At 35.4% G+C, this 21,178-nt stretch carries 20 protein-coding genes; 7 read left to right on the forward strand and 13 right to left on the reverse strand.

Translation table 11 applies throughout. The features are described from left to right. Positions 1-57: 57 nt before the first annotated feature. From A8L32_RS16055 to msrA, 8 genes are all read right to left on the reverse strand, one after another. Positions 58-861, reverse strand: coding sequence for a 3-keto-disaccharide hydrolase (locus A8L32_RS16055; RefSeq protein WP_083631375.1), 804 nt, complete (start codon positions 859-861; stop codon positions 58-60). A 9-nt stretch (positions 862-870) separates the two neighbouring features. Continuing rightward, positions 871-1,746 carry a 3-keto-disaccharide hydrolase gene (locus A8L32_RS16060; protein ID WP_083631376.1) on the reverse strand — a complete coding sequence of 292 codons (876 nt, stop codon included), beginning with the start codon at positions 1,744-1,746 and terminating at the stop codon, positions 871-873. An 83-nt stretch (positions 1,747-1,829) separates the two neighbouring features. Further along, positions 1,830-2,801, reverse strand: coding sequence for a ThuA domain-containing protein (locus A8L32_RS16065; RefSeq protein WP_066631874.1), 972 nt, complete (start codon positions 2,799-2,801; stop codon positions 1,830-1,832). Positions 2,802-3,237: 436 nt separating this feature from the next. Next, a complete protein-coding gene (locus A8L32_RS16070; protein ID WP_066631876.1) occupies positions 3,238-3,711 on the reverse strand; it encodes a superoxide dismutase [Ni] in 474 nt (157 codons plus the stop codon). 441 nt (positions 3,712-4,152) lie between these two features. After that, a complete protein-coding gene (locus tag A8L32_RS23860; RefSeq protein ID WP_198931798.1) occupies positions 4,153-4,317 on the reverse strand; it encodes a 4Fe-4S dicluster domain-containing protein in 165 nt (54 codons plus the stop codon). Further along, positions 4,304-4,624 carry a hypothetical protein gene (locus A8L32_RS16080; RefSeq protein WP_066631878.1) on the reverse strand — a complete coding sequence of 107 codons (321 nt, stop codon included), beginning with the start codon at positions 4,622-4,624 and terminating at the stop codon, positions 4,304-4,306. The genes A8L32_RS23860 and A8L32_RS16080 overlap by 14 nt, the downstream gene beginning before the upstream one ends. A 94-nt stretch (positions 4,625-4,718) precedes the next feature. Continuing rightward, entirely contained in the window at positions 4,719-5,267 is a 549-nt protein-coding gene (locus tag A8L32_RS16085; RefSeq protein WP_066631880.1) for an RNA polymerase sigma factor, read from the reverse strand. 227 nt (positions 5,268-5,494) lie between these two features. Beyond that, positions 5,495-6,088, reverse strand: a complete 594-nt coding sequence (msrA, locus tag A8L32_RS16090) for a peptide-methionine (S)-S-oxide reductase MsrA (RefSeq protein ID WP_066631881.1) — start codon at positions 6,086-6,088, stop codon at positions 5,495-5,497. A 273-nt stretch (positions 6,089-6,361) separates the two neighbouring features. On the opposite strand from msrA, the gene A8L32_RS16095 reads away from it, so the two are divergent. Further along, positions 6,362-7,636, forward strand: coding sequence for a replication-associated recombination protein A (locus A8L32_RS16095; protein ID WP_066631882.1), 1,275 nt, complete (start codon positions 6,362-6,364; stop codon positions 7,634-7,636). Between the two features lie 356 nt (positions 7,637-7,992). Here A8L32_RS16095 and A8L32_RS16100 read toward each other — a convergent pair whose 3' ends face one another. Both A8L32_RS16100 and A8L32_RS16105 read right to left on the reverse strand, forming a co-directional pair. Continuing rightward, complete coding sequence (locus tag A8L32_RS16100) at positions 7,993-9,231, reverse strand: OmpP1/FadL family transporter (RefSeq protein ID WP_066631884.1); 1,239 nt, start codon at positions 9,229-9,231, stop codon at positions 7,993-7,995. A gap of 11 nt (positions 9,232-9,242) precedes the next feature. After that, positions 9,243-10,553 carry a DUF4270 family protein gene (locus A8L32_RS16105; protein ID WP_143525139.1) on the reverse strand — a complete coding sequence of 437 codons (1,311 nt, stop codon included), beginning with the start codon at positions 10,551-10,553 and terminating at the stop codon, positions 9,243-9,245. A gap of 346 nt (positions 10,554-10,899) precedes the next feature. On the opposite strand from A8L32_RS16105, the gene A8L32_RS16110 reads away from it, so the two are divergent. The 5 genes from A8L32_RS16110 (at position 10,900) to A8L32_RS16130 (ending at position 14,695) form a co-directional block, all read left to right on the forward strand. After that, the gene (locus tag A8L32_RS16110; protein ID WP_066631889.1) at positions 10,900-11,910 is read left to right on the forward strand and encodes a Kelch repeat-containing protein; all 1,011 of its coding nucleotides are present in this window, start codon (positions 10,900-10,902) and stop codon (positions 11,908-11,910) included. Beyond that, complete coding sequence (locus A8L32_RS16115) at positions 11,894-12,208, forward strand: DUF4907 domain-containing protein (protein WP_066631891.1); 315 nt, start codon at positions 11,894-11,896, stop codon at positions 12,206-12,208. The genes A8L32_RS16110 and A8L32_RS16115 overlap by 17 nt, the downstream gene beginning before the upstream one ends. Before the next feature lie 171 nt (positions 12,209-12,379). Continuing rightward, positions 12,380-13,258: an AraC family transcriptional regulator gene (locus A8L32_RS16120; RefSeq protein ID WP_066631893.1), complete on the forward strand. Its 879-nt coding sequence runs from the start codon at positions 12,380-12,382 to the stop codon at positions 13,256-13,258. A gap of 104 nt (positions 13,259-13,362) precedes the next feature. Then, positions 13,363-14,076, forward strand: coding sequence for a pirin family protein (locus tag A8L32_RS16125; protein WP_066631898.1), 714 nt, complete (start codon positions 13,363-13,365; stop codon positions 14,074-14,076). Positions 14,077-14,107: 31 nt separating this feature from the next. Next, positions 14,108-14,695, forward strand: coding sequence for a YceI family protein (locus A8L32_RS16130; protein ID WP_198931799.1), 588 nt, complete (start codon positions 14,108-14,110; stop codon positions 14,693-14,695). An 84-nt stretch (positions 14,696-14,779) separates the two neighbouring features. On the opposite strand, the gene A8L32_RS16135 is transcribed toward A8L32_RS16130, so the two are convergent. Then, positions 14,780-16,009 carry a methyl-accepting chemotaxis protein gene (locus tag A8L32_RS16135; RefSeq protein WP_066631900.1) on the reverse strand — a complete coding sequence of 410 codons (1,230 nt, stop codon included), beginning with the start codon at positions 16,007-16,009 and terminating at the stop codon, positions 14,780-14,782. Positions 16,010-16,268: 259 nt separating this feature from the next. Here A8L32_RS16135 and A8L32_RS16140 point away from each other — a divergent pair, with 259 nt between their 5' ends. Then, positions 16,269-16,883, forward strand: a complete 615-nt coding sequence (locus tag A8L32_RS16140; RefSeq protein WP_066631903.1) for an ankyrin repeat domain-containing protein — start codon at positions 16,269-16,271, stop codon at positions 16,881-16,883. 39 nt (positions 16,884-16,922) lie between these two features. Here the strand turns inward: A8L32_RS16140 and A8L32_RS16145 are convergent, their stop codons facing one another. Beyond that, positions 16,923-18,938, reverse strand: coding sequence for an AAA family ATPase (locus tag A8L32_RS16145; RefSeq protein ID WP_066631905.1), 2,016 nt, complete (start codon positions 18,936-18,938; stop codon positions 16,923-16,925). Further along, on the reverse strand, positions 18,939-21,062 hold the full coding sequence (locus A8L32_RS16150) for a tetratricopeptide repeat protein (protein ID WP_066631907.1): 2,124 nt from the start codon (positions 21,060-21,062) through the stop codon (positions 18,939-18,941). It lies immediately after the preceding gene. Positions 21,063-21,178 lie beyond the last annotated feature (116 nt).

The raw sequence follows: 21,178 nt of genomic DNA on the forward strand, positions 1-21,178 counted from the left end.
GGCACAAAAAAAGGCCACAGTAAACTGTGACCTCCTTGTACAAAATGATACTATATCTTATTGAATAAATTCCTCCATAGGAACTAGCTCTTCAAATTCAGCAATCTCAATATTTCTATAATATACTTCAGCTGTTTCTGACTGGAAACCAATTTTACCACCTTTCAACTTTAGGTTAGTGGCAATGTTTACAATTTCACCATTAAGTTTCTGTATAGAATACTTATCCTCCATTACAATTACTTCGCATTTGTTCCATTGTCCATCTAAAGCATGATAGTTATTCGTTGGTTTGGCTAGCACCTCACCTTTTTTGTTTTCTATCAGCAAACCTCCTTCGTTAGGATGTAAAAATACCGAACTATCTTTTTGAGCGTACCAATCTAAAGGTACAGAGGCCCAATAATCGCCACTATGGTTTTTGTTGGCTTTATGGTTGTACCTTATTTGATACTCCAACCCTACAGGCCATATTTTATCATCTACCACATGATAATAACATCCTGCGTCATAATGCCAATGCTTAAAATTATTGGCAATTTTGGCCCCCCATTTATATTCAAATCGTAATATAAACCTACGATACTTTTTATGGGTATAAAACAAACCGTGGGTATCATTTTCGCCATCTAAGTCAATCGTATCGGGAAATTGATCATTATAAACATGAACCATTCCATCTTCAATACTGAATACTTTTTTAGCTAAAGCTTCATCACCATTCCGTAATTTAAAATACCAACCATCCCAATTTTCACCATTAAACAAGGGTGTAAATTTAAGCTCGTTATTATTGGTACATGCCCCCATAAAAAGCAACAACATTCCGAAACAGCATACTTTAATTAAGTTTTTAATCATTACCGTATATTAAAGGTTAGCTGCTTTTAATATCTTTTTAGGAAACTTAGTGATTGGTCGGATACATATATCTTTAGCGTAAGCTTCTGCTCCCTCCGACTGAATTTGAATTTGACCTTCAGTTAAAGCATTCCCTTTATCGTCTTTAGCATCTGTTAAGGCTAAAGAAACCACTCCGTTAGTTACATGGATTGCCTTATCGCCTATTACGTATAGGTCAACACGCGTCCATTCGCCATGAGGACTTTCAGCATCAATGCCTCTTTTTGCTTTTTTCTTAATTACTTCAGAATTGGCATCAAAACGGCCATTCTCATTTACTCTTACTTGAGCACTAGTTCCAGCTAAAGTAAATAAATCTCCAAAATCACCTTCCTGAATTTGTGATTCTAAACATGATTTCCAAACATCCCAAAACGCACCGTGTTCGCCATAACAATGGTAAAGTAAACCGTTGTCTCTTAATTTATCTAAACGTGGCTCGTACTTTTTTTCGCCCCACTTAAAAAGTAATGTCATATGGTAATTAGAGTAAGTTTTTAAAGAAGTTAACCCAGCATATACTTTACCAGAAATATTCAAAACTAATTCACCATTCTTATCTTCAGTTACTTTATACATGCCTAAGGGATCACCTAGTCCAATGGGTGCTGTATTTTCTCCATTTGCATCCTTTTTATAATCGGCAGGTAAATTTTTAACTGATTTATGCGGAACACCAGTCCATACTTCCCAATGAGATAATTCTTTATCCAATAAATCGGTCCATTCTTTAGATTTTGTCTTTTTAGACGGATATTTTTTAGGCGTTTGCTTTTGAGCTATACTTGAACTACTTAGTAATACGAATACAGCTACTAAAATTGTTGTAAGATTTTTTTTCATTATTTAATTAGGATTATTTAATTATCAGCACGAAGAATACAATATTTTACTCTTCTATTGATAACGAATTATATTTTCAATATTTATTTTAGATACTCTTGATTTAATTTAAAAGCTCTGCTTTTACCCGTTTCTGCTGATGGAAAATCCGCTGGCATTGCTTGGGTTACTTTTCCCGTAGCAGCCCATTCGGTACCACGTAAAAAAGAAACAATAAAGCCAACTCCTTCAAAAGAGTAATCGTCATGACCTAAGGTAGTATGAAATATACGCCCTTTGCCATAATCTAAAACCATTAATATTGGCTCGTGACGATCGGTTGGAGCATTGGCATTCTGATCTTTTCCTGTAGCTAAAACAATCATATTTTCTGCAGGACCACGAAGTTTTGCATAACATTCATCTTTAGCCGTCAGCCATACTTTTGGCATGCCTTCTGTTATAGGGTGATCGGTAACTCGTACCGTTATTGGAAACATATGTTTGGGTCCGTGTGCACCACAACTACCTGCAGAATGGTCGTGAATTAGTTCACCTTCGTTATTATAATACACATAGGGGCCATCTTTTTCATTTCTTCCACCCCAGCCTCCAAGGCCAATCATTTGATTGTATGCTTTCCAATCAGGAAAAGAGTTATCGGCAGCATGTACCGAAACAAAACCTCCTCCAGCTTCCATATAGTCTTCTAGCGCTTTTTGTGTACTTTCTGACCAGTCTGCTGCTTTCCATCCAAAATTAGAGATTACAACATCGTATTTTTTAAATTTGGGAGCAAAGTCTGGATCATGTTTAGGCTCTTTTAAATCTTCCGACTCACCCGCTTTAGCCATGGGTAAAAAATCCTTTTCTCTACCTGCTTTCCAAGTGTATTTACTTCTATATACATCCACTTTAAACATACCTGTTTCTTCCAGGTACTGTTTCATCATAATAGTTGACTTTGGCCATACCGCATGGTTATTTTGTCCGTCAACGATTAACACTTTAATTTTTTTTGCATCTGTTGTTGTTGCTACAAATAGACAAAATGCAATAAATAAGATTTTCTTCATTTGATTATAAATTTAACTTTTAGGTCAATACTCGTCCATCAAAGCGAGATGGTTTATTTAATATTGCTCACAATATTATATTAGATGCATTAATTTGATATTAATATTGCGTATCTCATAAATTAATACCTCCGCCCAACCATAGATACATTACTAAAACACAAAGCATTATTAAATAATAATTTTATTCTTTGATATTTATTCTAAAATCAGTTGTTAGAAACAATAGTTGCCTGATCATTTAATTTTATCCTTGTTATATATGAAAAATACGGCTTATTATTCAATCTCTATTTATACGATATATAACAATTAGCATAAAAAAATCCACCAAACAAAAGCATTTAAGCTTTGCTTGATGGATTTATGCATTCATGGTTCTGACCGATTTCCTGATGATTTTATATCATACAAAAATGATTGACCAATTTATATTTTAATGCCCTCCAAAATATGCATGTTCAAAGTCATGAAGCGTTTCTCGAAGTAATTTAATATACTTTAAGTCGGTTGCTTGTTTTGCCTTCATGGCATAAACCTGAATTTTATGCATTAATGTAAGTTGCTTAATATAAACCGCATATCCTTCGGGATCAGATGAGTCCTTTACTTTAATGCGTTGGTGCATAAAATATTGACTAGCGATTTCCTGAATTTTGGTAGCATGTTCTTCTTTATTGATAACCCATCTCACCAGTTGATTATGGTCTTTAACTTCACCTTCGGATAGTTTTACAATTTGATTGATCGATTTTTCAATAGTTGCTATGTGCTCATACATTAAAGTTACACGCGTAGAATCGCCATAAATACCACACGGAATTTCGCAATGTGCTTTGGCATTATTCGACAGGCTAAATAAAGCCAAGGTTAACATTAATGTGCCTAGAATCTTTGTGATTGATTTCATTATTCATTTTTTTATAAGTTTGACACTAAGCGTTATACTTTTAACCATGCAGCATCAAACTCTTCTTGTTACAATATAATACCTTAAAAACCATTAGGTATTTCTTTTGTTCAAGAAAAGTTTGGTTTTCTCCTACATAAACACCTAATATTAAAATCCGAATATAGCATAAAATAAAAATAGCACGTTCACATTTTTTATAATATAAAAAGCCACCAAGGAATAAACGAAGTAATCGCACTTACCACAAACAGCATTACGAGCAGAATACTTTTAATCCAGTTTAAACCTTTTACTTTCTTCGATTACACCCTTACGCCTATGCCCTTTGTTTAATGTCTTTTACAAAAATGGCTCGCTCGTGGCAATTGCTTACACATTTAACACATCCAATGCAAGCAGCTGCATTAATAACATTAGATTTTTGATGTCCTTTAATTTTCACCTTATTTTACCCATAAAAGACAAATCATTCATCGCTTCTTTACTTATCTCCTTGATTTCAAAAACATTCATTGAACAAACATCAACACAAACTCCGCATCCATCGCAAGCATTAAAGTTTACATGCACCGGTGTCGATATGATTACTTTATTTTTCTTCATAACTCATCCCTTTTGATGGTTCAACAACATCATTGCATCGCGACCTTTTAAAACGATTCATAAATTGCTCTTTATGCATCTTAGATTTTTCTCTATTTTGCCAGCTTGGTCTTTGTCCTTTGCCAAATAATATTTTAGATAAAGCCAGTAAACCTAGTGCCTGCCAAAAGGTAATCACTGTTAATCCAAAAATTGCTGGCATTAACCAATTCCACAATAACATCAATGCAAATGTAAAAGCTGTTCCAGCTAATACTCCAAATGCAACCATCTTCCCTATCATTTTTATTCTTGAATACTTTTTCATCTTTTCTAAAATTTATGACTGTGCCTTAATCTGCAACATTCTCTAGCTTCAGACACAATCTGTTTTATAACTCTTATTTATAACCGCCTCGCAGTTATTCATTCATCTGATTAAATAATTCTTCTAAGTGTTCTCGCAAGTACAATACTGCATAACGCTTTCTGCTGATGAGCGTGTTTACAGGCGTCCCCATAAATTCAGATATCTGCTGAAAGCTATTGCCCTCTAATTCGTGCCATTCAAAAACTTCTCGCTGTTCCTGAGGCAATTCATTTAATCGTTCCTGTATCTCTTCCCAAACCATATCTAGCATCATTTGCTCATCAGGCATCGATTCTAACGACGGCAACAAATCACTTATATTTAAGCTCTCTCCTTCTTCATTCGTTTTATTTTCTTCTAATGAATAAGGGCGCTTTTTTCTGCGAAAATCAACAATTTTATTTTTAGCAACTGAGTATAACCAAGAGATGGTTTTGCGCAAATCCGATATATCATCAAACCCTCCCACTAAACTCATAAAAACATCTTGAACAATATCCTCCGCATCCTCTACAGAACCGATTCTTCCCTTAACATAGTTTGTTAAGCGATTCTGTTCCTGATGAAAGGTTTCTCCAATATTTTGTTTTTCTGTTGTCATAATTACTGTATCTACTTATTAAGTCGAATAACAAGAGATTATATTTTAAGAAAATGTGATTTTATTTTAAAAAAGTTTCAGACCAAACATATAAATAAACAATAAACATCTGGTTTACAACAAATATAACAACCTTATCTACATTAAAATATTTTAGATAAAGGACAAAAAAAGGCCGTTTGATAATTTCAAACGACCTCATTTATTACTGAAACAAATTGCTTCTTCTATTTCTTTAATTGATCTTTAAATAGCTTTTCAAACTTCTCTACTTTTGGTCCAACCACCATTCGGCAGTATTGATTTTCTGGATTATTAGCAAAATATTCCTGATGGTAATCTTCTGCTTGGTAAAACTTATCAAAAGCCGTTACTTCAGTTACAATAGGATCTTCGTATAGTTTTTCATCGCCAACCAACTTAATCTGTGCTTCGGCAATTCTTTTTTGCTCTTGGTTATGATAATAAACTACCGAACGATATTGGGTACCGACATCAGCACCTTGACGATTTAAAGTTGTTGGGTCGTGAACCGACCAAAATACGGCAAGAATTTCTCCAAAAGAAATCACCTCAGGGTCAAAAGTAATCTGACACACTTCTGCATGCCCAGTTGTTCCTTCACACACTTCCTTATACGTTGGCTTATCTGTCTGTCCTCCCGAGTAACCTGATTCTACAGAAATAACTCCTTCTAATTGGTCGTATATAGCTTCAACACACCAAAAGCATCCTGCTCCTAATGTGGCTACTTCTTTGTTTTTTGCTTCTGAACTCATAAAAAATAATGCTGCTGTAAATAATATAAACACTCCCTTCATCACCTATCTTTTTACGCCACTATCCCACTGTCATTATAAAAATGAACCATGCAATAGTAAGCTTTAGTTTGGTATTATAAAACAACAAATGTCAGTTTCGGTTCATCGTTATTTTACAGGTAGTTGTATCAGCAAAAAATTGTGATCTTATTTTAATACTCACTCTGATAAATTAAAAGTAAGGAATTAACCAAAGTGCATAGAATATTAAATCAACATTTCATCTCGCGATTAACGCAAGATTATTAATTTTGCCTCACTAATTAAACAAATATGAACGGTTATCCCCCATTAGCAGAAAGACAACGCCCTACAGCGCTAGATCAATACATAGGACAGCACCACTTGGTTGGTAAAGATGCTGTACTTCGTAAAATGATTGATTCAGGGGTAATATCTTCTATTATATTATGGGGACCTCCAGGGGTTGGAAAAACTACTTTAGCAAAGATAATATCGCAACAGCTTAATCGTCCTTTTTATATCCTTTCTGCTATTAATTCTGGCGTTAAAGATGTGCGAGAGGTGATTGAGAAGGCTAAAAAAACTAAGTTTTTCAATAGTCCCAATCCCATTTTGTTTATTGATGAGATTCATCGTTTTAGTAAATCTCAGCAAGATTCTTTATTGGGAGCCGTGGAACAAGGTGTAGTTACTTTAATTGGTGCAACTACCGAAAATCCTTCTTTTGAAGTCATTTCGCCTTTGCTTTCGCGATGCCAGGTGTATGTACTTAAATCGCTTGAAGTAGCAGATTTACGAGAGCTGGTAAAGAAAGCAACCACTACAGACGAGATTCTGAAGAAAAAGACCATTGACCTGAAGGAAGAAGAAGCTTTATTTCGTTTTTCGGGTGGTGATGCGCGTAAATTACTAAACATACTTGAATTGGTGATAAATGCCAACGAGGGTGAAAAGGTAACTATTACCAACGATAATGTAACCAAGTGTTTGCAATCAAACCCAGCTGCATACGATAAAAATGGAGAGATGCATTATGATATCATCTCGGCTTTTATTAAGTCTATTAGAGGCAGCGACCCCGATGCTGCTGTTTATTGGCTGGCTCGGATGGTGGAAGGTGGCGAAGATCCTAAATTTATAGCACGTAGACTAGTTATCTCTGCTTCTGAAGATATTGGTATGGCTAATCCTAACGCCTTATTATTGGCCAATCAGTGTTTTGAAGCGGTTAAAATGGTGGGTTGGCCCGAGGGTAGAATTATACTTTCGCAAACCACTATTTATTTAGCAACCAGCCCCAAAAGTAATGCTTCGTATATGGCTATTAAAAACGCGCAGGCATTGGTAAAACAAACAGGTAACTTACCAGTGCCTTTACACCTTCGTAATGCTCCTACCAAGCTAATGAAAGAGTTGGGTTATGGCGAAGAATATAAGTACTCACACGATTACCCTGAGAACTTTGTAGAGCAAGAATTTATGCCCAAAGAGGTTAAGAACAAACGCTTATATACCCCACAAAATAATGCTCAGGAAAATAAGATTTTGGAACGCTTAAAACGCCTTTGGAAAGGAAGGTATTAGGAATTTCTTGGTTCTTGATATAATTTTTTGATTTTAACGACACAAAGCGATTTTAGGGCATTACAATCAAAACCAGTCAACCCGTCATGCAAACCAAACAACCCGTCATGTAAACCATCTCACCCGCATATTAAACCAGACAACCCGTCAGTTAAACCGAACTAATTGTCAGTTAAACCAACATACCCGTACATTAAACCAACAAAATGCTTATATACTTTACTTCAGCGTTTATGCAAACAAGCTTTAAGCAAGTACAGGCATGGTTTTAAACCAGTTTCACCTATGGAATAAATCATAAAGCACTACTCCTATCTAATTAATGGCTTGTTAGAAGCGCCAATAAACGCATCCCATTAATCGAAAGTTCGTTTTTTAAACCACGATTCTACCATCGACATACTGACGCTAATACCGTAGTAATTTTCTGTAATCAACGCATTGTTATTGGTTCCTCGACTACCATAATTAAAGCTCACGTTTAAGTACGAGCTTTGACCTCGCAAAGGTATTCCTACCCCAGCAGTGATGCCTCTATCCATAATGGTTTTTCCTTTTACTTGAATGTACGAATCCTCATAATATCCGCCTAAGCGCCATAAGTAGGGGTTTAACTTGCGACTTTTTCTTCTTCTATATTCCACTCCTCCATTGAATTTATGGCTGTCCTTATATTCGGCTATAGGGCTGCTATAATTTATATTACTCCAACTCTGATAGCGATAATCTAAAGCTATTTTAATGCCATGATTATTCATCCAAGCTACGCCTCCTCCTAGGTTGGCGGGAATTTTATAATCATCCTCCTCCATTTCTTCAATAATACCAGCCCCACTGCTACTGGATGTTTGTACTTCGCGCTCGGTATTGAAATTTACAGCAGGGTTATATGTTGCCCCAAATAGCAAATTGCTCTTTTTAAGCGGAAGCTTATATTGGATACCAGCACCAACAGTCATTTGCTGCAAAAAGTCGCCGTAATCTACCGTTAAATCACCACCAATGACCGATGAAGAATAGCTTTCTTGTTTATTTAATTTTCCGAATACATAGGATAACGTTAAACCCAAGGATAGATTGCTATTTACCGCGTAAGCATTGGACACCGACACCTCACTTAACCCACCGCTTCCTTCATAATTCTTATCTATAAGCGTTGTAGAACCATCAATATAAGTCTCTGAGTTTATTTTATAAGCCAACGACGAAAACTGCGACACATTAAATGAGGTCACCCATTTTTCTCCTGGTTTAAAGGCCAAGGTTAAATTATTTAAACCTCCTGTAAAGGCACTTCCCGATTCGGTATCATGGGAATATTCGGTAAAGCTGGTTCGCAAACCTAAATCAAATATAATACCTTCCGATTTTAGCCCTGCCAATGAAGCTGGATTTAATGTATTAATGGAGTACTCCGATGGCAAAGCAATTCCTGTTCCGCCCATGGCCTCGTATTGAATGGTAGCCCCACTTTCTATTCGCCCCACACCAAACGATGTATATGCCGAAGCTGCTCCATTCTGAGCTTGTAGCCCTTCTATTATAAAACTTAATAGACCAATTATAATGAGTGAATATCTAATTTTAAATTGCATGTAAGTACGGTTTAATAATAGTAAGTGTATATTTTTAACTTAGGCTGATAGGTGGTATTCTGCTCCCCACCAAACATGACCGTGGCTGCTGTGTTTTGAAGATATTCTGAAGGTAATCCAACTAAAATGGCATTATCAGGTTCAAAATATCCTGTCACTAGGTTGCTAATAATGTAAGATGTAATATCCATGGAATAATATGGATGACTCTCAAAATTATCAGATGCAGGGTACAGTAACAGTGGAATAGCATTGCCACTGCCATCATCAACAAGGTCATTTATTTTATTCACCTTATTCGATTCATAAGCCAGTAATTGAAGTGGTAAACTATTAATATCTTCGGCTTCTTGCGTGGGAACCAAAATGAGTTCAACCTTAATAATCTGGTCGAGTTTTACTAGCTGAAATACCTTAGCAAGCCCTGGAAATCGCACCTTGGTAAGCAAGCCACTCATGCCTTGTAAAAGTGTAATATCATTGGTTTGAAGGGATGAAATATCCTCTTCCTGAATTACAAGCGGTGCAAACAAGGTTTGGCTTCTATCGTATTTAACCTGACTAAAATACTCGTACTCTCGGCGCATTTCAAACTCCGCCTTAAGCTCTTGTTTTTCACCATCCACACGATGGTAATACATATTCACACACAACGAACTATCATTTAAACCCAGCCCCAATAAAGAATGACTGAGCTCATTTTGCAATACAATACCCTTAAAGTATTCGTTAAAAGCAGTGGCATTCGCAATTTCATCTTCTTCGTTTATAAACAAATCAAATATGCGTTGTCCAAAATCATCATTTAGGCGCATTTCTAGCAATTCCCTTCTAGTAGGTTTTGGATAAAAGCTTATCTGCCCTAGCGCTTCCTCTTTTGTTTTAACTCTAGTAGTATTATATAAATACGATTCAAAATCATCTAAATCAGTATCCAATTCCATTACATTTATCGTCTGTAATGATGTCGTATCACCTAATGTGTAGCCATTGTAATCAATACTTATGGTAATGGAATCAAACACATCTTCCTCCTCAAAATCGTATCTAAAAGGTACATCTAAACTATATACCGGTTCAACACCAATTTTGCCAAACACGGTATTATTATATTGTCCTATTACAAGTGAAGAACTGGCAGAAGTTGATATGGAATCAATAAGCACCGTGCTTAATGCCAAAGAAAAAGTATCAATTAACAGAATACCCGATTCATCATCGATATACTCTTCTCCCATTTTTAATTCATCCAGACTTTGATCGTTGCAAGCTTCATTAACCAGAGCCAGTGCTATTATTAGTATAATTATTACTCTTTGCATTTTATTATATTTTAATGCAAAAAAAGTAATGCTAGTAATATAAATAGCTATATCTAATTCCAATACAATTTATTTATCGACGAAAAGCGTCTTTTCATCGACATCATTATTTAACGATGATCAATCCGATTAATAAAACAATGCTAACATCTATACATCAACTACTTAATCAGAAAATCCACAATTCGTAACGCAGATAGAAAAACACTTATATCAGGTTGGTAGAAGAAATATTCCTATTCGTCGATAAATATTTACCCGCTATCTAAGGCCTGCTTCGCAAGCCATGTTGATGACGTATGTTTGTATCGTAACAAAACAATAAACACAAAATATTTGTAAGGAAATGACAAAATATTCACTAATAATTACCCTCGCATTATTTATAACAAGTTTATCCTTTACCGGATGTAGCAGCGATGATGATGAAGATTATTTAGGAAACTGGGTTAGAATGGCCGATTTTGATGGTATACCACGTACTGAAGGTGTTTGTTTTACCATAGATAATAAAGCCTATATAGGAACAGGTTACGATATTGATAACAAGGAGCGATTAACGGATTTTTGGGTATATGATGCCGAGAAGGATTTTTGGAAGCAGGTAGCCAGTCTTCCTGGATTAGGACGAAACGGAGCCATAGCTTTTAGCTCGAGCACTAAGGGTTATGTAGGAACAGGCTACGATGGTGATAACAAACTGAAGGATATGTATGAATACGACCCTATAGATAATGCCTGGATGCAGAAAAATGATTTTCCTGGCACGGCACGTTATAGCGCCACAGCCTTTTATGTAGATGGCAAAGGTTATATGGGAACGGGTTACGACAATAACTATTTAAAGGACTTTTGGAGTTACGATGTTGATGCCGATAGCTGGACGCAAATAACAAGTATGGGCGGTTCTAAACGTAGAGATGCCATGAATTTTGTACTCAATGGAGAAGCCTATGTGTTAACTGGATTAAATAACGGTGCATATTTAGATGATATGTACAAATACGATACAGCAGAAGATAAATGGATCGAATTAGGTCGCATTTCAGATTATGAAGATGATAGTTACGACGACGACTATACCATTGCCAGATACAAGGGAGTTACTTTTGTGATGGACGGAAAAGCCTATGTAGCTACTGGCATTAATGGAGCCAATAACCAAGAAACCTGGGAGTACGAGCCAGCTACAGATAGATGGACACGCAAAACTGATTTTGAAGGAACTGCTCGCTCAGGGGCTGTTGGTTTTAGCCTAAACAACATAGGATACGTTGCTACGGGAGGAAATGGTAGCTACTCTTTTGATGATGTTTGGAAACTGAACCCTAGTGAAGAATATGAAAACAAAGATTAAACACCTTTCATATATCCTGTTGATAGCAGCTTGTTTTGCTTGTACGCATAACAGCCGTAAGAAAGTTTATATGCAAACCTTCTTTGAACAAGGATACTGGGGATACGATATTATTGTTAACGATAAAATATGCATACATCAGGATTATGTACCAGCCATTATTGGCAACCAACGTTTTGCCAACAAAAAAGAAGCTGAATTAGTAGGTAAAATGGTACTGAAAAAAATCTTGAATAAAGAAACCCCAACTGTGAATGCTGGGGAGTTAGAGCAGTTGGGCATTAAAGTTACTTCTTAATAAAGAAGTGTGGGATATGATGGGGGTCGGCACTTACAAGGTAAGTAGCACGACCCTTTTTTTTATGCCAAAAATGAAATTTCACAAGCGCACCATATGTATTATCGGATAACAAGCTCTATTAAACAATCAACAAATTAAACTACTTTTAACCTAAAGTGTTATTTGATTATGCATAACGAAATAGCTACATACGGACTTACTAATATCGAAGGTGAAAAAGTAGATTTTATTTTAAAAGATATTGGCGACTTGCACGATAAGTTTAACGGTATCAGTGATGCGCCGCATAGGCACGATTATTATACCATTGTTGTTTTTGAAAAAGCCAATGGTAGTCATGCCATCGATTTTAAGGAGTTTCCTATTGAAGATCAATCTATACATTTTGTATATCCTGGTCAGGTGCATAAAGTAATAAACCCAAGCAGACCCATCGGTTGGGTGATGAATTTTACGCGTGAATTTTTACTTAAAAACAACATTCTTCAAGAACTTATTAATCAGGTTTATTTATACAATACTTATGGCGACTCTCCTCCTCTAAAATTAAGTATGGAAGAATATGATAGGTTTAAGAACATCATACAACAGTTTAGCTTTTATATAGAAAATGATACTGCTTATAAATATGAAGCTTTAGGTGCTATCTTAAAATTGTTTTTCATCAACATTACCACTTTGTGTTCTCAGCCTAAATTAGAGTCGAACATGCACAGCTCGGGTATTAATAACCTGATTGTAAATTTTAAAAATTTAATTGAGCAACACTATAAACAGCTGCATAAGGTGATTGATTACGCCAATAGTTTATCGGTTAGCAGCGACTATTTAAATAAGTACGTAAAATCACAAACCAATAAGTCTGCAAAGGAGTTTATTCAGGATAGACTAATGGTTGAAGCCAAGCGTATGCTTCTTTTTACCGAAGAAAGCAATAAAGAACTGGCCTATCATTTAGGCTTTGAAGAACCTGCTCATTTTAGTAACTTTTTTAAGAAACTAGCCGGACAAACCCCTGGTTCGTTTAGAACTGCCAGTAGAAAATAGCAATAAAATACCTTTAAGTCTGATTATTGCAATTCATCAACTGATTTTTGCAATCCTTCCTCACCCAACATGCTGTATGTTTGTATCAAATAAAAACAACAGTTATGAAAGTGCAATTATTTAAATCTGAAGATAGAGGTCATGCCAACCATGGTTGGTTAGATGCCCGACATTCGTTTAGTTTTGCCAACTATTACGACCCCAAGAAAGTAAATTTTGGTGCACTACGCGTTTTAAATGATGATACCATTGCAGCTGGAGCTGGTTTTCCAGAGCATCCACACGATAATATGGAAATAATCACTATTCCTTTGTCAGGAATGATAGCCCACAAAGACAGTATGGGTAATCAATCTGTTATTAAGGCAGGAGAAATTCAAGTGATGAGTGCAGGAAGCGGTATTTTTCATAGTGAGTTTAACAACAGTAGCGACGAAGAACTAAAGCTTTTTCAAATATGGTTATTTCCTAAAGTAAAAAATGTTGAACCCAGGTATGACCAAATTAGCATAAGTACCCTAGAAAAAAAGAATGAGTTATTCCAGATTCTAAGTCCTAATAAAGATGATGATGGTGTATGGATTCATCAGGATGCTTGGTTTAACATGGGCAATTTTGAAGCTGGCAAAAATGCTACTTATAATCTGAATAATAAAACAAGCGGTGTATACTTAATGCTGATTGAAGGAGAAATAAAAGTGGCTGACCATACACTTACAACAAGAGATGCCATAGGTATTACGGAAGCAGAAAGCATTGATATTGAAACTAAAAGTAGTGCTAAGTTGTTACTGATGGAGATACCCATGAATTATTAAATGAGGTTAGAAAAAGAATAATTAATATAAAATGAATACACTAAAAATGATGAAAACAATTAAATTTTTATTCGCAGCAGTTGCATTATTGGTTGCAACATCCACTTTTGCACAATCGTATCAAGTAGATACTAAAACATCCAAAATTCATTGGGAAGGAAAGAAAATTGGCGGTGCTCATGATGGCCACATAAAATTTAAGGAAGGGTCATTTACCGTTAAAGATGATGTTATTAAAGAAGGTAACTTTGTTATTGATATGAACTCAATAACCAATGACGATATTGAAAGTGACGAATATAGAGCCAAGTTAATTGGTCACCTTAAATCAGATGATTTTTTTGGCGTTGATAAATATGCAACAGCTCATTTAAAAGTAACCAGTGCTGGTAAATTTGTTGAAGGTGTAGCCGTAGTTAAAGGTGACTTAACGATTAAAGGCACTTCGCACCCGATTGAATTTGAAGTTAAAAAAACAGGTAAAGTATACGAAACTGTATTAAAGGTAGATCGCGCTAAGTATGATATTCGTTACGGTTCAAAGTCATTTTTTGATAACTTAGGAGATAAAGTAATTGATGACATTTTTACGTTAACCGTCAGCTTATCTGTTCAGTAATTTCACATTAAACCGAAATAGCAAAGCCACAGAATAGCATCTCTATTTTGTGGCTTTATTTATTCATTTAATGAGTATTGTATGTTATACCAAGCTTCCTTCAGGGCTTGTCTGAACTTTTGAATTCCCTTCCTGCATAACAGGAGTTTTCTTTTGCTGCTTATTCTTTGCTTTTTTCATTCTTTCTTTGGTGCTAGTTTCATCCACCTTAAAAAAGTGTAAACTTTCTTTTAAACGGTTAGATAAATCTTTTAATTGCTCCGTAGTAAAAGCTATATCCTCAGAAATGGAGACATTATTGTCATTGATCTGATTCAATTCCTTCAATGAATAATTAACCTCTTCAACACTAACTTTTTGGTCTGAACTTGCATCGCAAATCTCAGCTACCATATTAAAGTTATTCTCCATTTGTGGTAACATATCTTCAAATAATTCACCTGTTTTACCCACAAGCTTTTTACTATTTGCTGAAAGATCTGTGATTTGTTCTGCTGTTTCTTTACTTCGTTCAGCCAATTTACGAATCTCAGTGGCTACAACTGTAAAACCTTTTCCTGAGGCACCTGACTTTACTGCTTCAATGGCTGCATTTAAAGCTAATATATTCGTTCCCTTAGCAATATCATCAATCTCTATGGTTTTACTCGAAATCTCATCCACCATGATAATTAAATCCTTCGACAATGAGAATAATTCTTGTAATCTTCCCATATTTTTTTGAGACAACTCATTACTTTGAGAAGCATTATGGGCATTCTCTCCGACCCGATTAGCGATATCTCCCATAGTACTTTCCAGCTTTTTGCTAGAAGCAGCTTGTTTACTCGTATCATTAGCTAAACTGCGCGTATTATTGGCTAAAAGTACACTTGATTTTGATAATTTCTTAGAACTTTTATTAATCTCTTTAACCAGATGTTTTAATACTAATACCAGTTTTTGAATGTTTCCTGTCAGTAACCCCAACTCGTTATTTTGATGATCTATATCTTTTACATTGCCTATTTGTAAATCACCATCGGCTATTTTACCCAATTGATCTACCGTTTGTAATAGGGGTTGTTGTACCTTACTTTTAATTCTTAAATAAAAACCACCTGTTATAGCACTCACTACAGGCAAACCCCAGAATAAGTGAATCAAACCAAAACTGCCTACAGCAAAATATATTAAGGAAGAAAAATAAACTATGAGCAGATTAAGCCAAGAAAGCGAAAATATAATCGATTTTTTAAAAACAATCTTTAAGGCAAAGTAACCAACTGGTAACATCAAAGACATCACCACAAAAAAAACAAGAAAATCCTCCATAGACCCATGAGATAATATAATATCACAAAAGTATAATTTTTAGTATCTTATTACATATGTAGAGATATACATTTATCTATAAATTAAAGCGCTTAATCAAAAGCTCTACTTAATTACTAGGTTATTAAACTTATGTATCCTTATTTTATATATTGGGTATTCCTTATAAATTAGCTTTTATAGTCCTTTTATCTCAATAAATTGCATTTATGTATTACTTTTGAATTTCAATTAAAAAAAAGTTAAGAAAAACAACATCATGAACAGACTTTATTATTTTGCTGCCATCCTGTTAATCACATCGATAGTTAGCAGTTGCAATACTAAATCCAATAAAAAAGAAGCTACAGATACCGTTGTTGCCGATAAAACTGAAATTAAAGCAGAGAAAGTATTTGATATTCCATTCATTATGGAATCTGCTTTAGAAGGTAATATCGCCACTATTAAAGGTGCTTTAGATAACGGTTACAATGCTAACTCTATTGATGAAAATAAACGTACAGCTATCATGTTGGCGGCTTATAATGGGCACACTTCTATTGTGGACTTACTAATAGAAAAAGGAGCTGACGTAAATCTTGTAGATAATATTAACCGAACTGCTTTAATGTATGCTTCAACGGGCGATTTTGTGCCTACGGTTTTAAGTTTATTAGAAGCAGGTGCAAATCCGAACATGGTTGACAATGAGGAAAGCTGGACAGCAGTTATGATGGCTGCTGCAGAAGGCCAACTTGAGGTGGTTAAAACTTTGGTAGCCCATGGTGCTGATTTAAGTATGGTTGATGTAGATGGAGAATCTTCTTTGGATTTTGCTAACTCAAAGGGACATAAAGCAGTGGCTGAATATATAAAGGCTCAAACTAAATAATAAGCTGTAATAGAAGATCAAACCAATTGCTTTGGTCTTCTATTCATCTCCCTCCTCAAAACCTAAGTTCTCAGATATATTTCTATATCGCTCGGCTTCATCCTTCTCTCCCATTTTTTCGCAGACCTCTGATAAGTAATAATAAGCATCTGCATGATCATCTTTTAAGTGCGTAGCTTTTTTAAGATCGTTGTAGGCACCGTTATAATTACGCAATAAAATACGTGTTCTACCTCTATTATAATATACTTTAAAAGTACGCGGTTTTAATTTTCGAGCTAAGGAATAATCTTCATCAGCACCTTCTAAATCTTGTGTTTCTACCTTTAAACCAGCCCTTTTAAAAATAGCATCAAAAAAATCGGGACTTAATAATATGGCTTTGTTTAAATTAGCGATGGCTGCTGTCCTATCCTTAGCTTTCACCAAACATTCATTAGCCATTAAAAAGTACTCTCGTGAAAAGTCTTTTAGCTGCTTATTTCTCTTTTTTTCTCTATTTTCTAGCTCTTTTACTTTATTGCGAAGCTTATGAATTACCTGAAGTTGCCTAGCCATAAACCGCAATACAACTGGTTTTGTAAGATCATTTCGTTTACTAACCGCTTTACCCAACTCTTGCATCGATGTTCTAAAGTCATTCTTTTTAAACGCTTTTAAGGCACTTTTATAACTGTCATCTGCATGCGCAGAATCCAGGCTCTCCTTAATTTGCATTTTATTGTTTGACTTACGCGAAAAATCAACACATTCTCTTTTCACAATTACATCGCGAGGAGTTACTTGCGACTTCATGATAATACCTTCCAATGATCGGCAACGACTCAATGCAACGTACAACTGCCCACCAGCAAAAGCACCTCCCGAGAAATCAATCATCACCTTATCAAAGGTTAAACCCTGACTTTTATGAACTGTAATAGCCCAAGCCAGTTTTAACGGGTATTGCTGATATGAACCTATTTCTTCCTCAATAATACGATTATTCTTCTCATCGTATTTATATCGTACATTACGCCATACTTCCTTTTCAACCAGATGAATCTCATCATTCTCCAACCTAACGTAAATGCCCTCTTCGTTTATTTCATCAATTCTGCCTAGGCTGCCATTAAACCACTTTCTATCGGGAGAATCATTTTTAATAAACATTACCTGCGCATTCTCCTTTAAAATTAACTGACGCGGAGTTGGTAAAGCAGATTCAGGAAACTCACCTGATATATATCCTTCAAAGGTAATTTCTTCTTCTTCGAGTTCAGCCAGTTTATGGTCGTTGATATAGTCAACTGTATCGCGTCTGGTCGCCAAGGTGATAAAAAGCTCATCGATGGGCGCATTATAAGTAGGGCTATAGCGCTGGTTGATGGTTCTAATATCATCCTGTTTAACGGCATTCACGCGCACTCTATCCAGCAAATTAACAAACTCAGGGTTGCTTTGGCGATAAACCTTTTTCAGCTCTATTTGAACCATGGGTAAGTTACGAAACACTCTGGCCGAGAAGAAAAACGGTGTTTGATAAAAACGCTTTAATATACCCCACTCCTCTCTTCGTACAACTGGTTCTAACTGAAAAACATCACCCACCATTAACAACTGTTTGCCTCCAAAAGGAAGCTGCATATTACCCGAAAAAACACGTAATACCCTATCTATAAAATCAAGTATATCCACGCGAAGCATAGAAACCTCGTCAATAATCAACAACTCGAATTCACGTATTAACTTTTGGTGCTCTTTTCTGTATTTAAGAAAATCATATATACGACCATCCTTGGTACTCAAGTCTGGGTCATCAGGTAATATTGGTCTGAATGGGATTTTAAAGAAAGAATGCATGGTTTGCCCACCTGCATTAATAGCTGCTATTCCCGTAGGTGCAACCACTACATGTTTTTTATGCGTTTGAGCACAAATGTATTTTAAAAAGGTGCTCTTTCCTGTTCCAGCCTTTCCTGTTAAAAAAACGGAGCGATTGGTATATTGCACCAGCTTTAGTGCATCCTGAAATTCGTTATTATCTGTATCAATATTTTCGAGCCATTCCTCCATTTATTCCTCTTTCTCCTCTTCCTTTTCCTCTTGCTCAGCAATACGTTGCATACCATAACGTTTGATAACGTTATAGGCTTTATATAAACCAAGCTCACCCGCTTTACTTAAATCTAGGGTTCCTTTTTCGTCCTCTTTCAAATAAATTTGCGTTAAACCTCTATTAAAATAGGCTTCCGCAAAAAATGGATTTAATTCTATGGCTTTATTAAAATACTCAATTGCTCCTTCATAATCCTTTCGAATACACTGAAGGATTCCCAAATTATAATAAGCAAACTCAAACTTAGGATCTATTTCTAGTACTTTTCGAAGGTCGCGTTCTATTAGATCGTAATCCAGCATTTGTTGAATTACCCCGTCACCCTTTTTAGTATCTTTTTTAGTTGTTGTAGATGATGATAATGGTTTTGCTAATAGATTGGCAGGCAATTCCTCCTCGGTAAAAGTTTGCATCATTTCAACCATCTTATAGCGTATATATGCGCGATTAAAATACGAGAATAAGCCAACGTTGCCTTTCGGATTGCTTTTAATCAAATCATCATACTCATTAATAGCACTACTGTAATTTAATACAACACCATACAAAATAGCTCTGGTATAACGTAAATCTACACTTGTTGGCTCTTGTTTTAAATCTTCGCTTATTTCTTTAATGGTAGTAAAATATTCTAAAGCTTTTTCTCCATCATTCTCGGCTTCTCTGTTAGAGAATACAAGTGGTCGACCAAACTTTTTACGCTGATTAAACTGAGTTACAGTAGGCTTAAAGTACCTTGTTCTGTTTACCAAAGAATCAACAGAAAAGAAGGTTAAGCCATAAACCGTTTCCAAATCAATAATTATATTACGGTTTTGAATTTTACCACGTAGGTTATCAATTTCTTCAACTTCGGTTTCTTCAACACCAAAGTCGTCCAGCACCGCTATCTTATCGTGGTTATTAATATCTTCATCCTTCTCACTTCTGGTCTTTTTAGGCTTACTTGAGCTACCACTCTTAGCTGCTTGTGCCGCCTTTTTACGTCCGTCTTGCTCCAGCTTATAAGCCATATTATAATCTTTACCCGCAGCAGCCGTATTGTTTAGTCCATTGTGTGCTTGCGACCTAGCCATATAAGCATTGGGATAATCTGGGTAATGCTCAATGATAAGATTTAAGTCAGAAATAGCATCTCTATATTGACCAACTCGGATATAAAGCAAAGACCGATTAAACAGTGTTAGTAAATCATTAGGATTTAAAGCCAGCACCCTCGAAAAGTCGTCAATGGCATTATTTACATCTCCCACTTCCACTCTTAGAATACCACGATTAGCATAAGCCATTGTATTTTGCGGCTGCAACTCAATCACTTTATCAAAGTCCCCCATGGTTCCCATCAAATCATCCGTTTGATAACGAATAACACCTCTCATCATATAATATGATGCTTCATGCTGATCTAAATTTATAGCTTCATCAATACGAGCTAAAGCTTTATCAAATTGATTTATTTCATAATAAATGGATGAACTAAAACGGTAAGCATCGGCCACTAATGGGTTTACTTCAATGGCTTCATCCATATCCGTAACAGCACCAATAGTATCTTTTAAATTAAGCTTCGCAATAGCTCTATTGATATATGCTCCATACTGTGCATTATCTATTTTTAAAACGGAGGTAAAATCTTCAACACTCTTTTCGTATTCCTTAAGATTCATATAAACCAAGCCCCTATTAAAAAAAATACCTTCGTCTTGGGGACTAATCTCTAAGCCTTTTGCATAATCATCAATCGCATCATCATAATCACCAAACCTATTTCTTATGTCCGCTCTAAAGCGATAAAAACCAGCATGAAACGGACTAATATCAATGGCTTTGGTCATATCATTTTCGGCACCTTTTAAATCATCTAAACTATACTTAGCATAAGCTCTAAAGTAATAAGGTTCTGCCAAATACGGTTTTACACGAATAACTTTATTAAAATATGATATAGCCAAAACGTAATCCTCATAATACAAAGCGTTTCTACCAATAATCAATACTCTATCGGTATCAATCTGGGCCTTTGTATTAGTACCAATACCTAATAAAAAGAGGATATATAAATAGCAAAAAAATTTTCTCATAAAATATTAACTCGGCACAATGATTTTTCACCTACCATATTTAACCGAACAAATATAATAAGTTTAGCGGATTCAGCTAGAACCATAAGCCTCTTTCACTTTTTTTTAACTTAATA

The sequence above is a fragment of the Labilibacter marinus genome (assembly GCF_001659685.2).
Lineage (GTDB): Bacteria > Bacteroidota > Bacteroidia > Bacteroidales > Marinilabiliaceae > Saccharicrinis > Saccharicrinis marinus.